Annotated in this window: 16 protein-coding genes; 12 read left to right on the forward strand and 4 right to left on the reverse strand. The window is 44.3% G+C overall.

Annotated features, from left to right (window positions below):
* Window positions 1-119: 119 nt before the first annotated feature.
* The 6 genes from IGJ15_RS01305 to IGJ15_RS01330 all read left to right on the forward strand — a co-directional run bounded on the left by IGJ15_RS01305 (window position 120) and on the right by IGJ15_RS01330 (window position 5,851).
* Window positions 120-1,571 (forward strand): ABC transporter permease, encoded by a 1,452-nt coding sequence (locus IGJ15_RS01305; protein WP_034696316.1) that lies wholly within the window; start codon window positions 120-122, stop codon window positions 1,569-1,571.
* Window positions 1,572-1,583: 12 nt separating this feature from the next.
* Window positions 1,584-2,258: an ABC transporter ATP-binding protein gene (locus IGJ15_RS01310; RefSeq protein ID WP_010749051.1), complete on the forward strand. Its 675-nt coding sequence runs from the start codon at window positions 1,584-1,586 to the stop codon at window positions 2,256-2,258.
* The gene (locus tag IGJ15_RS01315; protein ID WP_010749052.1) at window positions 2,251-3,564 is read left to right on the forward strand and encodes a PASTA domain-containing protein; all 1,314 of its coding nucleotides are present in this window, start codon (window positions 2,251-2,253) and stop codon (window positions 3,562-3,564) included. The genes IGJ15_RS01310 and IGJ15_RS01315 overlap by 8 nt, the downstream gene beginning before the upstream one ends.
* A gap of 41 nt (window positions 3,565-3,605) precedes the next feature.
* Window positions 3,606-3,764: a hypothetical protein gene (locus IGJ15_RS01320; RefSeq protein ID WP_005233508.1), complete on the forward strand. Its 159-nt coding sequence runs from the start codon at window positions 3,606-3,608 to the stop codon at window positions 3,762-3,764.
* Between the two features lie 75 nt (window positions 3,765-3,839).
* Window positions 3,840-4,526: a response regulator transcription factor gene (locus tag IGJ15_RS01325; protein ID WP_010749053.1), complete on the forward strand. Its 687-nt coding sequence runs from the start codon at window positions 3,840-3,842 to the stop codon at window positions 4,524-4,526.
* Window positions 4,520-5,851: a sensor histidine kinase gene (locus tag IGJ15_RS01330; protein ID WP_010749054.1), complete on the forward strand. Its 1,332-nt coding sequence runs from the start codon at window positions 4,520-4,522 to the stop codon at window positions 5,849-5,851. The genes IGJ15_RS01325 and IGJ15_RS01330 overlap by 7 nt, the downstream gene beginning before the upstream one ends.
* A gap of 84 nt (window positions 5,852-5,935) precedes the next feature.
* Here IGJ15_RS01330 and IGJ15_RS01335 read toward each other — a convergent pair whose 3' ends face one another.
* Together IGJ15_RS01335 and IGJ15_RS01340 are read right to left on the reverse strand one after the other, a co-directional pair.
* Window positions 5,936-7,129 (reverse strand): toxic anion resistance protein, encoded by a 1,194-nt coding sequence (locus tag IGJ15_RS01335; RefSeq protein WP_005227814.1) that lies wholly within the window; start codon window positions 7,127-7,129, stop codon window positions 5,936-5,938.
* A gap of 97 nt (window positions 7,130-7,226) precedes the next feature.
* Window positions 7,227-7,868 carry a 5-bromo-4-chloroindolyl phosphate hydrolysis family protein gene (locus IGJ15_RS01340; protein WP_010749055.1) on the reverse strand — a complete coding sequence of 214 codons (642 nt, stop codon included), beginning with the start codon at window positions 7,866-7,868 and terminating at the stop codon, window positions 7,227-7,229.
* 218 nt (window positions 7,869-8,086) lie between these two features.
* Between IGJ15_RS01340 and IGJ15_RS01345 the strand changes: the two genes are divergently transcribed.
* Together IGJ15_RS01345 and macP are read left to right on the forward strand one after the other, a co-directional pair.
* Window positions 8,087-8,665: an NUDIX hydrolase gene (locus IGJ15_RS01345; RefSeq protein ID WP_005227818.1), complete on the forward strand. Its 579-nt coding sequence runs from the start codon at window positions 8,087-8,089 to the stop codon at window positions 8,663-8,665.
* A complete protein-coding gene (gene macP / locus IGJ15_RS01350; protein ID WP_005227820.1) occupies window positions 8,658-8,954 on the forward strand; it encodes a cell wall synthase accessory phosphoprotein MacP in 297 nt (98 codons plus the stop codon). The genes IGJ15_RS01345 and macP overlap by 8 nt, the downstream gene beginning before the upstream one ends.
* 58 nt (window positions 8,955-9,012) lie before the next feature.
* Here macP and IGJ15_RS01355 read toward each other — a convergent pair whose 3' ends face one another.
* The gene (locus IGJ15_RS01355) at window positions 9,013-9,615 is read right to left on the reverse strand and encodes a class I SAM-dependent methyltransferase (protein WP_010749056.1); all 603 of its coding nucleotides are present in this window, start codon (window positions 9,613-9,615) and stop codon (window positions 9,013-9,015) included.
* A gap of 151 nt (window positions 9,616-9,766) precedes the next feature.
* Here IGJ15_RS01355 and IGJ15_RS01360 point away from each other — a divergent pair, with 151 nt between their 5' ends.
* From IGJ15_RS01360 to IGJ15_RS01370, 3 genes are read left to right on the forward strand one after another with little or no spacing between them, the layout of a single operon-like run.
* Entirely contained in the window at window positions 9,767-10,462 is a 696-nt protein-coding gene (locus IGJ15_RS01360; protein ID WP_010749057.1) for a 5'-methylthioadenosine/adenosylhomocysteine nucleosidase, read from the forward strand.
* Between the two features lie 43 nt (window positions 10,463-10,505).
* Entirely contained in the window at window positions 10,506-11,069 is a 564-nt protein-coding gene (locus IGJ15_RS01365; RefSeq protein ID WP_010749058.1) for a cysteine hydrolase family protein, read from the forward strand.
* A complete protein-coding gene (locus IGJ15_RS01370) occupies window positions 11,070-11,369 on the forward strand; it encodes a hypothetical protein (RefSeq protein WP_005227832.1) in 300 nt (99 codons plus the stop codon).
* Between the two features lie 50 nt (window positions 11,370-11,419).
* Here the strand turns inward: IGJ15_RS01370 and IGJ15_RS01375 are convergent, their stop codons facing one another.
* Window positions 11,420-13,312, reverse strand: a complete 1,893-nt coding sequence (locus tag IGJ15_RS01375; protein WP_010749059.1) for a M13 family metallopeptidase — start codon at window positions 13,310-13,312, stop codon at window positions 11,420-11,422.
* Window positions 13,313-13,452: 140 nt separating this feature from the next.
* Between IGJ15_RS01375 and IGJ15_RS01380 the strand changes: the two genes are divergently transcribed.
* Window positions 13,453-13,992 carry a C39 family peptidase gene (locus IGJ15_RS01380; protein WP_005233534.1) on the forward strand — a complete coding sequence of 180 codons (540 nt, stop codon included), beginning with the start codon at window positions 13,453-13,455 and terminating at the stop codon, window positions 13,990-13,992.
* The last annotated feature ends 18 nt before the right edge of the window (window positions 13,993-14,010 follow it).

The raw sequence follows: 14,010 nt of genomic DNA on the forward strand, positions 1-14,010 counted from the left end.
CAAACGTTCCCTAGGATTCTGCTTTTTTTGAAAAAATTTGCAAATGACAGATTCACTAAAGGTTCATCCAGTATGCTTTTGTTAGAGAAAAAAAGAGAGGATGTTGGCAAGTGAATTATATGAAACGAGCATGGCTGAGTGTGACGAGAAAGCGAGGGAAATCTGCGATATTGTTTGCTGTTATTCTGATATTAGGAAATGTGATCGCTGGCGCAATTGCGGTCAATCAATCGACTCAAAATGTCGAAAAGCAGATCAAAAATCAATTAGGCTCACTGGCCACGATTGAGATCGATTATGAAAAGTTGGCAAATAGTGATGGTGGTGCGAGTATGGAGGAGATTCAGCCGCTGTCAGAGGACCTAATCAAGCAGATCGGTGAACGGTCCGAAGTCAAACAGTATGACTATTTACGAGAAACAGCGATTGCTGTTGAAAACTTCAAACCTTATCGTTTCAGTCCTGAAGAGGACGACGACAATGTCATGATTGTCGGAGGAATATCTCCTTGGGTTTATTTAACAGGAACCAATCTCTTAAAGCCGTTGGATTTTGAAGAAGATACGGTGGATTTAACACAGGGACGCTTTTTTACTGAAGAGGAACAGCGTACCGGAAAACGTGTGGGCTTGATATCGGAAGAGATGGCTCAGGAAAACGGCTTGACCGTGGGAGACACTATGGTCTTAGATGGTCAGTTTGTCGATTATTCGTCAGGGATGGACCCTGAAAAGCAAAAAGGCAATGATTACTCCATCGAAATCGTCGGGATATTTAAAAATACCAGCTTAGAAAAAGCAAATAATCAAGGACAAGATGGCATGGCCAGCTCGTTTGCATTTGATGATCGGCCCTTCAATCGTATCTATATGCCGAATGATGCCGTGAAAACGATTGTTGAAGAGGAACGTGCGGGACAGCAAGCGGCGTTTCCAGCGACAGATTTCGGTTCTGATGAGGAGTTCTTCACTCCACAATTCATTTTGAACCAACCAGAAGATGCAGAGCAATTCAAACAAGAGGTGACACCGCTCTTGCCAAATGGCTATAAGGTCAATGCCTCTACGGATGAGTATGACCGTGTGGGGACCAGCATGAATCGCTTATCACAGATTTCCTCATATGTCGTAGTGATTGCGGTGATTGCTTCCTTGATTATTATCTCCTTGATCATTGTGCTGTTTACCCGAGATCGTAAATATGAGTTAGGTATCTACCTTTCGTTAGGAGAACGACGGAAATACGTGTTTGCACAGATCGTGCTCGAACTCCTGTTGATTGGTGTCAGTGCAATGTTGATCTCCTTGGTCACAGGGAATATGCTGGGCAAGATGGTTTCTGAATCTTTGTTATCCAGTAGTATGCTAGAGGCAAATCAAGCAGGGGTGGAGCAATTCTTTGTGGGTGTACCGAAAATCGATCAAGCAACGATCAACGAAGCGTTTCGCGTTCAATACACCCTGTCTTATATCATTGCCTTTTTAGCGACCGGGATCGTGACGATCTTGCTTTCGGCAGTGGTGCCGCTGTTATATATTTTACGTTTGAATCCGAAAAAAATCATGCTGTAAGGAGCGAAGAACATGGCAATTTTAGAAACCAAAGATATGACGTATTACTACCAAGATGGTGAGAATCGTCGGAAGATTTTAGATAAAACCAATATCTCCTTTGAAAAAGGTAAATTTTACACGATTTTAGGGAAATCAGGCTCAGGAAAGACCACCTTTCTTTCCTTGATCAGCGCATTGGATCAACCAACCGATGGGGAAGTATTTTTTGAAGGAAAAAATATCAAAACGATCGGCTATGAAGAGTATCGCCGCAACAAGATCAGTTTGATTTTTCAAAGTTACAACTTGATTCCTTATTTGACGGCATTAGAAAATGTCCTTGTTTCGATGGCGATCTCAGACAACAAGCTCCCCGATCAACATGATCAAATTGCGTATCGCTTGCTGGATTATATCGGAATCACCTCCACGAAAGCCGATCGTTTCGTCAATCAGCTCTCCGGCGGGGAACAACAGCGGGTCGCCATCGCTCGCGCCTTAGCGACCAATGTTGATATCATTTTAGCCGATGAGCCGACGGGAAATTTAGATGAAGGCATGGAGCAAGAAATCGTGGATATTTTTAAAGATTTAGCTACTTTACACAACAAGTGCATCATCGTAGTGACGCATTCGACTGAAATTGCCAAGCAGTCGGATCAGACCTTTTATTTGAAAAACGGCGAGTTGACGGCCTATGAGTGATTTTTTATCGAAGTTTGAAGAAGAACCGAAAGAGCCAGACAAGGAATCAGCTACAGCTAAAGCACCTTCTTCCCGTGTTTCCCGCAAAGAAAAAGGTTCAGCTTCTTTAGAAGAGGGGATCGAACACGATCCCTCCTTTAAAAAGAAACGGCGGAAAAAACGACTGCTAGGGCTTGGTGCGTTACTCGGACTACTTCTACTCAGCGGCTTTTTATTTTTCCAATTGGCGTACGTCCGACTGGATAACTTTGTGGACAAAGAGATCTCTGAAGTCAGGGAATGGGCGGCGGAACATGATCTTGCGATCGATGTGACGCCTGCCTATGATGAAGCCCCAGCCAATCAAGTGATCGCCCAAGAAGAAGCCGCCAGAAGTCGAGTCAGAAAAAGAAGCACCCTGCATCTAACGGTGAGCCAAGGCCCAGATCCAGAAGAGAAATTGGCATTGCCAGACTTTATGGAAATGACGAGGGACGAGGCAGCAGAGTGGATCGAAAAAAATCAAGCCAGCAATTTGACGATCGTCGATGAATACCACGATGAGATCGAGGAAAAAGCACCGATTCGAGTAGAATTTACCAATAAAGAAGTCTCGCAAGAAAACTATCATCGTCGAGATGTCGGACGAGTCTTTTATTCCAAAGGCGAAGAAACCTTTGAAAAAGATATTGAAGTACCAGACTTTCGTGATAAAACCCGTGCAGAGGTAGAAACATGGGGGAAAGCCCATGAGCTGGAGCTTGAAATCAAAGAACAGGCTTCGGATACTGTGGAAGAAGGCAAAGTCATTGAACAAAGCGTGGCACCAAAAGAAAAAATCGCGAAACGGGATGCGTTTCAAGTAACGATTTCTCTAGGGAAAGGGGTCACCGTACCAGACTTTTCAACGATTTTACCAGATGATGCCCAGGCCGCTGTTGAGGGTGTCACTGTGCGGATGCGGATGCAGTTTACTCAGAGTCTGCCTTACGGACAATTGATCTCGCAAAGTGAGACCGCCGGGACCGTTTTAACCAGCAAAGATGACCAAGGCATTGAAGTCGTCTATTCGGCAGGTCAACCGTATATCAAAGATTACCGTCGAAGCGAGCTCCTTGAAGGGGATCTGCAAAAACTCTTCTTTGATGAATTCCGTTCAAAAGGGGCGAACATCAGCTATCAAGTCCGTTATGTCAATTCAGCAGAACCCTACGGGACAATCGTGGGGATGAGCAAGTTCAATCAGTTTTTACCGTTAGAAGATACGATCACCTTCGATATCAGCTTAGGCAATCAGACAGCCCCAGCGGCTACTGATCCAGAATAACCGAGCGGATTTATCGATGACCTGCAAAAAGGAGGAAACCCATGCGTCATCAAGAGAATTTTCAAGACCTTAGGAAAAAGCTGTTTGTCTTTTTGTTAAGCGGTATGGTAGCATTGTTGCTACACATGTGGATTCATCAATCCAGCGAACACGTGCGGATCGTTTCAACAGAACGGTTTATTGGAGAACAATTGGAATGATCCTACAGGAATGATTGTGCTGACCGAAAAGTGATTGAAAAAAAGAAATGATGAGTGTAAAAGGGGGACTGACCGATGCGGATCTTATTTGTAGAAGATGAGCCATCGATCGCAGAAGCGATTGCCAGCTTATTGAAAAAACAGCATTATTCCGTTGATTTGGCGTATGATGGCGAGACTGGGTTGGACTACGCAGCAAGTGGGGTGTATGACCTTCTCGTTTTGGATATCATGCTGCCAAAAATCGATGGGATCACATTACTAAAGACGTTACGCAAGCAAAATATTCGCACGCCGATTATTATGTTGACGGCCAAAAGCGAAGTCGATGACAAAGTACTCGGCTTAGATGCAGGGGCAGATGATTATTTGACGAAACCCTTTCAAATGAAAGAGCTGCTGGCACGGATTCGTTCATTAAGTAGAAGAAAAGACTTGGATTATCAAGAAGACCAGTTAGCCTTTGGCAACGTGGTCTTGGCGCGTAATGAGCTGCAGTTGACTACAACGACCAATCAAGTGGTGCTGTCACCAAAAGAAATGAAACTGATGGAGCTATTTTTAGCCAGACCTAAAGTGATTTTATCAAAAGAAACTATCATCAATAAGATTTGGGGCTTTGATCCCGATGTGGAAGAAAACCGTGTTGAGATCTATGTATCTTTGCTGCGAAAAAAACTGACGCTGCTAGAAGCGGATATCGGCATTCGTACGATCCGCAATGCGGGGTATATTTTGCAGAGCAAGGAGCCGCCATGTTAAAAAAATTACGGAATAAAATGCTGTGGTTCAATATGGTGTTGATCTCAATCATTGTCTTAGGTGCTTTTACCTTTATCTATATTTTGAATGCCACCCAAATTGAAAACGAGATCCAATCATTGATCTCGCAAGAAGCCAACACCTTAGCTGCGGTACCGTTGGATGAGGAGGAGGCCCGACAGTCACTGACAGACCCAGAGTATCCAATGATATTGACCATCACGAATAGTACCAGTGAGTTCAGAGAGATCGCTCTAGTCGACGTGGATCAAATGGATGTCGTGATCCAAAGTATTGATGAGGGTGTCGATGAGAGTGATCTTTATGAAGCCTTGGTCGATGCCGCAACGAAACAAGAGGAGATTCCCAATGAAGTGAAGGTAAATGACCGAGACTGGCGGTATGCGCTCTTTTTGGTGACTTCCATTAGTCATTATTCGATCAATCATGATTCGACGGGGGAATATTCCACCAGTATCAATAATTACGAGCCATTTTATCAAGTGCTGTTCTTTGATGTCACCGACTATAAAACTAGTCTAAGCAACTTAAGAACCACGCTTTTGCTCATCGGGGTCTTAGCCTTAGTCAGTATTTATATCGCTAGCTTTTATGTCGCCAATCGGGCATTGCGACCAGTTGAGCTGGCTTGGCGCAAACAAAAAGAGTTTGTCTCTAACGCTTCCCATGAGTTGAAAACACCACTGGCGATCATTCAAGTCAATGCTGAGGTATTAGCTGGCAGTCCAGAAGAAACCTTGGAAAGCCAAATGAAATGGCTGGAAAACATCCAGTTAGGTTCCGAACGGATGGATGAGCTAGTAAATAGCTTATTGATGCTGACCAAATTCGAAAGTGCCGAGCAAGAAGTCGTGCGTTCGGTGATCGATGCCAGCCAAGTCGTGCAAAGTGTTTATCAAAGCATGGAGGCCATTGCGCTGGAAAAAGGGATCCACTATCAGGAACAGATCGCTAAACAGGTGAGTCTTGAAAGCAATGAGCAAGCCTTACGGCAATTGACCATGATTTTGGTAGACAATGCCTTGAAATATACACCTACTGGAGAAATCGTCACAGTGGCTCTCGTGGAACGCCAACGAAAAACGGTGCTGCAAGTGTCCAACAGTGGTTGCCCGATCCCTGAAGAAAAAATTCCCTATGTCTTTGATCGCTTCTACCGCGGGGATCCTTCTCGCAACCATCAAGACGGTGGCTATGGGTTAGGTTTAGCCATCGCCAAAGCCATCACAGAAATGCTGCAGGCGCAAATCAGTTTGACGGTGGATCAAGACGGCGTCAATCACTTTGAAGTTTCATTTCATTGAGATTTGATCGCTGCTTTCACTTAAATAAAATTTTTCAAAAAAAGAGGACTCCGTGAATGGAAGTCCTCTTTTGATAGGTGAAATTTACTTGTTGCTGGTTAAATCCAATAAGCGGTCTTTCAAGTCTTCTTCTAGATGACCCAATTCCACTTCGGCAGCACGACGTTTTTCTTTTCCTTCTTTTTGGATCCGTAATGTTTCTTGGATCGTTTCCACAAGGTCGTTTTGTGTTTTTTGTAATGTTTCGATATCGACGATGCCGCGCTCGTTTTCTTTCGCTGTTTCAATAGCAGAAACTTTCAACATTTCTGAGTTTTTCTTCAATAGATCATTGGTGGTCTCAGAAACTTGGCGTTGTGCCGTAACTGCATCTTTTTGACGCAATAAAGTCAAGGCAATGACCACTTGGTTTTTCCATAGTGGGATCGCTGTATTGACAGAAGCTTGGATTTTTTCTGCTAACGCTTGGTTCGTGTTTTGGATCAGGCGAATTTGCGGTGCCTGTTGGATCGTGATTTGACGTGCCAAGCGCAAGTCATGAGTCCGTTTGTCTAAACGATCAAGAAATTGCGTGTAATCGTTGGCGATCTGTACGTCCATTTGATCATTCGTTTCTTCTGCTTTTTTCATGGCTTCAGGAATGATTTTGGTTTGCAATTCTTGCATCTTCAACTCGCCAGCGGCAATGTAGATGTTCAATGCATCAAAGTAATCTTTGTTCTTTTGATACAACTGTTCCAACATCATGTTGTCTTTTAGTAAACCGTCTTTTTCTTTATCCAATTTGACGGCGATCTTGTCGATTTGGGCACCGATTTTTTGGTATTTAGCGGTGATTTCAAAAATGGATTGTTTTACTTTACCAAACATCCGCTTGAATAAGTTGCCTTCCCCTGCACGCAGTTCGTCTGGATTGGCTTCTTGCAAGCGATACATCAACTCCGTCAATGAGTCGCCCACAGGGCCGATATCAGCTGCTTGGACATGGTTCAACATGGATTGGGAAAACTCTCCAAGTTTGGTTTGGGCAGCTGCACCATAGGTGATGACCGCTTGCTGGTCGGTCGCATCGATCTTGCTGGCTAATTCTTGGGCCTGTGCTTGACGCTCTGGCGGTAATTTATCAATCAAACGCGGTGCCGTTTGCTGTTCTTTCAGCTGACTGATTTCCGCTTGTTGAGTGGTGGTCAAAGTGTCGACAGGGGTTGAAAATGGGTTGTTCAATAAATCGTCAAGCGTATCCGTTACGGGTTTTACTTGATTTGGTGTTTCACTCATAATAACTCCTCCTAATAATTGTCTGCTTTCGAAAAAAATCTAGCCTGGGCTAGATTTTTTTTTAGATTCTTTTCTTGTTGCCAATCAGAATCTATCCCTATTCATTATCTCGTTTTATGCTTTGTTTGGCAATGGATAACTCAACATCCATGTCATCAAGATCGTCTGCTACAAATTGGGAGTAGTCTTTGGCGATCAAGGAAGCCATTTGCTCGATGATTTGGGTGCTTTCCTCGATTTTATCATAGGTCTCACGACTTTTGATCTCATGGCTATTGATTTCAATGAACTTATCGGTCAAATCGACCATGTTGGGCAAGTGGGTATAAAGGAAATGACTTGCCAAAGGCAGTTTGGTCGGTTCTTTCACGAGTTCTTTGAAAAGAGCTTTTGAGGCACGCAAGGCATCGTGACGCAAGTCAATGGCTTTTAACTTGTTATTGCTAGTGATATTTTTTTGGTATTTATCGATTTGGTGTTTCGTCTGATTCATCGTTTCACGGAACAATTCGATCTCACGAGCAGTCATTCCGCTTTTCAAGTAATGGGCTTCTCGTTCTCTAGTTAAAGAAGGCAAAACTTGTGGATCGGCTGCTGGAACTTTACGCCCTCTAATACCGACGTAGACTAAAATTGCACCGACGATTAATAATAGGCTCGCAAATGAATCGCCTACTACGTTAAAAATAATACTGATGAGGACGATCGCACCAACGATCAGCCAGATGTTTTTTTTCATTTTTCCTCCTCCTAAAAATCTCTTGGACAAGTAGATTGGGTTATTCGACATCTTTATTTTAGCATGTTCACTAAAAGAAAAATATCAGACTTGGGGTGGATTTTCCGATTTTTAGTAAATTCATAAGCTTTCTTGCTATTTCTTAAGAAGATATTTTTTCTAAATTATGCTAAAGTGTTTGATAGATAAGACGTATGAGGAAAGTTAGGTGTCGATAGATGTTAGAATTTAAAGATTTTGAAGAAAAAACGATCCAACGGAATGAAATTTTCCATGGCAAGATCATTGATGTGGTCGTTGATGATGTCTCCTTGCCAAATGGCGGGACCAGTAAACGCGAACTAGTCTTTCACCCTGGTGGTGTTGCCGTGATCGCCTTGACAAGTGAGAACAAAATGCTGTTCGTTCGCCAATTCAGAAAACCGTTAGAGCGAGTGATTTTAGAGATACCAGCAGGAAAAATCGATCCAGGAGAAGGCGCTCGTCCAGATTTGACTGGCGCCCGGGAATTAGAAGAAGAGACCGGCTATCGTGCAAAAACGCTGGAGCACGTTTCTTCTATGTACCTTTCACCAGGCTTTGCTAATGAGCTCTTGCACGTCTATTATGCCAAAGAGCTGGAAAAAGTGACAAATCCCTTACCGCAAGACGAAGATGAAGTGCTGGAAGTCTATGAATTGACCTTAGAGCAAGCACAAGCCGCTATCGCTGATGGAACGATCTGTGATGCGAAGACCGTGTTTGCGATCCAATTTTGGGAGTTGCTGGAATTGAAACGGAGGAACGGACTTGCCTAAAGAACCATTGATCACCCGCAGTGAGCTTCGACGCAGACGCGAAGAAGAACAAGCGGCAGCTGAACGCAATCAGCAAATCGTAGAAAAGCAAAGCAAGAAAGAATGGAAACAAAAAGAAAAACAAATTGATAACCACTACCGAAAAGTGCGCAAGAAAAACAAAGAAATCACGAAGACCCGTGCCGGTGAGAACCAAAAATCTCGGGATCTGAACCGTTTTTTAATGAAAGCCATTGTGATCGTCACTTTATTGTTAGTCGTCGTCGGTTTGGCGATCTTTTTGTTGTGATTCTTCTAGTACTAAGAAAAAGCCGCCCCTGCATCTTCTGCAAGTGCGGCTTTTTTTGTTATTCGGTCGGCTTTTTCAAAATAGCTAAAAACATGGCCGCTGGCTGATTCATGAACAAATGATCCGCTTCATGAAAAACGGTAAAGGAAGTGGCAGTAAACCCAGTCGTCTCTGCCAGTTGAGTCAATGCGGCAGGATCGAACCCATTATGAACCAGCGGGTGAGACACGGCGGGATTTTTGAGGAAATCCACTAGATAAAGGGTTCCTCCTGGCTGTAGCAAGGCGTATAGTTTTTCCATCATAGCGGCTGTGTCAGGAATATGCAGCAAGACGAGAGATAGCAGCACCGCGTCTGCTTTTGCTTGTAAGGATTCTTGCAGCAGATCGTGGACAGTTGCAGAAGCATTGGCCAGCTGCAGTTGGTTGATTTTTTTTTCAGAAACCTCGATCATGTTAGGGGCAGTATCCCAGATGGCTAAGTGCTGGATATAAGCTGCTAAGGGCAGACTTACTAGGCCGGTACCGCCGCCGATATCGATCAGAGTTTGATGCTGGTTGTCTTTAAAATAAGGTTCAAGGGTTTGGGTGACTAATTGTGCTAACGCGATCCGTTCAGGGGTATCGTATTTTGCTGCCATGGCGTTGAAAATTTCAGACATAAGTGCCTCCTTTTATAATGACAAAAAACTGTTCGTTTCGTCAAAACTAGTTTATCATGAAAGGAGAAAAACACGTCAGTAGATACGTGGGAATTTCTGTTGTTTTTCATTTTAAAGGATGAAAAATAAACGAGAAGTAGGAGGCAAACACATGAAAATTGGTATTATTGGTGCAATGGAGGAAGAAATCAAGGCGTTGCGGGAACAGTTGATTTCACCGCTTTCTTGGGAACGCGGCGGCGCACTATTTATTTCAGGAAGTATCGGCAATCATGAAGTGATCGTCGTTCGTTCAGGTATCGGCAAAGTTCTGGCATCGATCACCACTAGTCTATTGATCCAACAATACGGGGTCAATATGGTGATCAATACTGGATCAGCTGGTGGGATCGGTGCCGGCTTACAAGTAGGGGATTTAGTGATTTCAGATAAAGTGGCCTATTTTGATGTCGATGTGACGGGCTTTGGATATGATTATGGCCAGCTGCCTGGCGGGATGCCTTTGTATTATGAAGCCAGCCGCTATTTGATCAGTGAGATGACGAAAGCCGCAGAAGCGACTCATCATACCGTGAAAAAGGGACTGATCGTTACCGGTGACAGCTTCATTCATGACCCGCAAAAAGTACAAGAGATTTTAGGACATTTTCCAGATGCCTTGGCTTGTGAGATGGAAGGCGCCGCGATCGCACAGACCGCGCAGCAATTCAATATTCCTTTCTTGATCGTGCGCGCGATCAGCGACACCGCCGACCACGCAGCAACCGTCTCTTTTGATGAGTTTATCTTAGAAGCTGGCAAGCGTTCCGCTGAAATGGTCTTGGCATTCGTTGAAACATTAAAGTAACTTAAAAAACAGGAGAGCCGATCCGTAAGAGGAGGAAGGAAGCATGAGAGCATTACTATCCATTGATTATACGTTTGATTTTGTTGCAGATGAGGGACGATTGACCACGGGTGCTGCTGGGCAAGCGATTGAAGCTGCCTTAGTGGCTCGGACGCAAGCCTTTATCGAAGCTGGTGAATTTGTCGTTTTTGCCATCGATCGTCATGAGGAAACAGACAACTATCATCCTGAAAACCGCTTGTTCCCACCCCACAATCTTGCGGGCAGTGCGGGGCGACATCTTTATGGTCGTTTAGCCCCGCTATATGAAAACTATCAGGAAGCGCCAAATGTCTATTGGATCGACAAGCGCCATTACTCAGCCTTTAGCGGTACCGACTTGGACATCCGACTGCGGGAAAGAGGGATCACGGAATTGTACCTGACCGGCGTTTGTACCGACATCTGTGTCTTGCATACAGCAGTGGATGCCTATAATTTAGGCTACCAACTGGTGATCGATGCAGATACCGTTGCCAGCTTTGACGCGGTCGGACATGAATGGGCACTACGCCATTTTGAAAATACCCTGGGCGCGAAAATCATTTCTGCGAAGGAGGAAGCATAAATGGGATGGATGGATCAATTAAAAGCAAATTTCAGTTTCAGTGAACTGACTAGCCTTTATCAAGCGTATCAAAAAGGGGATCTTGATGTAAAGGCGTTGTTGAACAATGACTTCTTACAAAAGTATACGGATTTTCAGAACTTGGATGAGTTTATGGCTAAATTAGGCATCCAGAATGAAAACCAAATCTTTGACTTTCTAAAAGACCGCCCCAATCGACAAAAAGCCGATCAAGTCGTCAATGAGCATTCCCAATTCGACTCTGTGATCAGTATGATGAAAAAAGCTTTGCAGAAATAAACAATTGGCTAAGAAAAAGCGCAAGCAGAAAAATCTGCTTGCGCTTTTGTTTACCAGATCTGCACACGATCTTCTGGTGCACGATACATAGGGTCACCAGGTTTGATATCAAAGGTTGTATAGAATTCATCGATGTTTTGGACTTGGATATTGGCACGTAGTTTCGCTGGTCCGTGGACATCGATCGACAGTAAGAGCTGTTGGTATTGTTCTTTGGCTTTTGTACGCCAGATCTTTGCCCAATTGGTGAAGAAGTCTGCTAAAGAAACGTCGCTTTCTTTTTGCGCTGCTTCTAGCGCACAGCTTAGTCCGCCTGCATCGGCGATGTTTTCAGAAACAGTCAACGTTCCATTTACGGTACCGCCGGCAAAGGGCAGGCCATCAAACTCGTCGATCATCGCTTGAGCTAAGCGTTCAAAGTGGGCCAAATCTTCTTCTGTCCACCAATTGTTTAAATTACCATATTCATCAAATTTTGCCCCGTTGTTGTCAAAGGCGTGGGAGATCTCATGAGCAATGACCGCGCCGATCCCCCCATAATTTGCGCTGGTGGATTGCTCCAAACTATAAAAGGGCGCTTGTAAGATTGCCGCTGGGAAAACGATCACGTTTTTAAATGGGTGATAGTAGGCATTCACGGTAGCGGCGGACATTTCCCATTCCTCGCGATCCACGGGCTGCTGCCATTTTTTGAAGGCATCTTCTCGGAACAAACGATTGAAATGCAGGGCATTTGCCAGCAGACTTTTCTCTTCATCGGTATGCAATTGGTCATAAATGGCAGGAACTTGATCAGGGTACCCGATATGGATGCCTAAACGATTCAATTTGATGATCGCTTTTTGGCGGGTTTCTTCACTTAACCACGTGTTGTTGCGCAAACGATCTTGGTAGACAGCAATCATTGTTTCCACCATGTGTTTGACGTCTTTTTTCGCCGTTTCCCCAAAGTACTTGCGTCCATAATAATCACCGATCACTTGACTAAAATGACCCATCGTTAAGTAATAAGCCGCTTTTTGTTGGGGAGCCGCTTCATCGATCCCTGATAAGTAGCGGCTGTAGGTTCCGCCTAACTGACGCAATTCTTCACTCAGATAGCTAGTATAGCGCAAGCTTTGGTTGACGATCATCCAGCCTTTCAAGAGTTCAAAATGGCTATCAGAAACAATAATGTCAAAGGCTTCAAAGTAAGCGGGTTCCGTTACGATCAGCTCTTCTGGTGTCCCTGGTAAAAGGGCCGTCAAGAGTTGTGTAAAATCGATCTTGCTGGCTTGCTTTGCAAATTCTTCCAAGGAGCGAGGATTGTAATTTTTGCTATAATCCGCACTTTCTTCCGCACTGCGGACGTGAGGGGCGATCAATTTATCAAAAGCGATCGCTTGCTCTACCAGCGATTCCGCTTCTGCTTGGTCTTTTCCATAAGCAACTAAAACGTTGACGGCCATCTCAAAGTAGACTTGCAGCATTTCGCTTGCTTGGGGATTTTCTGTGTAATAAGTTTTATCCGGTAAAATAGTAGCAGGCGGATAGACCGACAAAGTATTCATTTGCGCATTTTTCATGTCTGCATCGACATCTAGTTGGAAAGGCAAGGCAATGCCATCTAAAACGAAACTTGCCAGTTGCTGATTCAATTCCTCATAAGAACGCAACGCTTCGATTTTTGCTAATAGTGCATTTGCTTCAGTAGCGCCAGCTGCCTCTCGTTGGGCAAAATCGCTGGCTAAGCGGTAAAAAGCCACAGCATCCCTCATGCGGCCTTTTGGCGTAGCATGGGGATCGTGTGCCATATTTTCAAATTCTGCGATCATTAAGGAATCGATTCCGTCAACGAGATCTTGGAATCCACCCGTAGCGGGTTTATCTGCTGGAATAACAGCGGTCTCCAGCCACTCGCCATTTACATAGTCATAAAAATCATCTTTTAACAAGGTTGTCATGTCTTTCGCTCCTCTCGCTTTCTACTATTATGAAACAAAATCTGTAAGGACGCAAAGAAAAGTTTTCTAGACGAAAAAGGGTTTTGATCCAAGTAGGAGGAGAATCTAAGGTATAATAAGAAAAAAGGCAGGTGAACGAGATGGAACAAGTAGAGTGGAAAGGGATCGCCGAAGAGCGGTTTCGTCCGTATAAGCAGTGGGTCACTCCTTCAGGGTATTTATGCGGCACCTATGCGGCAGCCGTCTTTTTGGCCTACTATCAAGATTATATCGATGAAACGATCATCCCGAAAGCGTTTCGCCGAAAAAAACAGCGGGATCTGACAGTAGTGACGGAAATGCTGCGGGTGCTGATTCAGCCTCATGGGTTGCCGACGATCGCTTGGCAAGTCAGTCATGGTTTGACTCGGTTTTTCGATCAATTCCAATTGCCTTACCGCGGACGTGCGACCGTTGTTGGCGGTTGGCATCGAGCGTGCAAACGAATCGACGAAGGCAAACCGGTTATCATCGGTATTTTGAAGCCTTTAGGTAGCACATATGGCAATCATTGGGTCGTGGCTTACGCCTACGCTGAAACCGCCAGCGGAGAACGTTATTTTAAAGTTCATGACAACTGGGGCAACTACAAAAAAGTGATTCCCGCCAGTTGGGTAAACGGTACCGTCACACTTCCTTGAACGAGACGGTTAAAAAAA

Origin of the sequence: Enterococcus sp. AZ079, from assembly GCF_050547255.1 — a bacterium.
GTDB lineage: Bacteria > Bacillota > Bacilli > Lactobacillales > Enterococcaceae > Enterococcus_D > Enterococcus_D casseliflavus.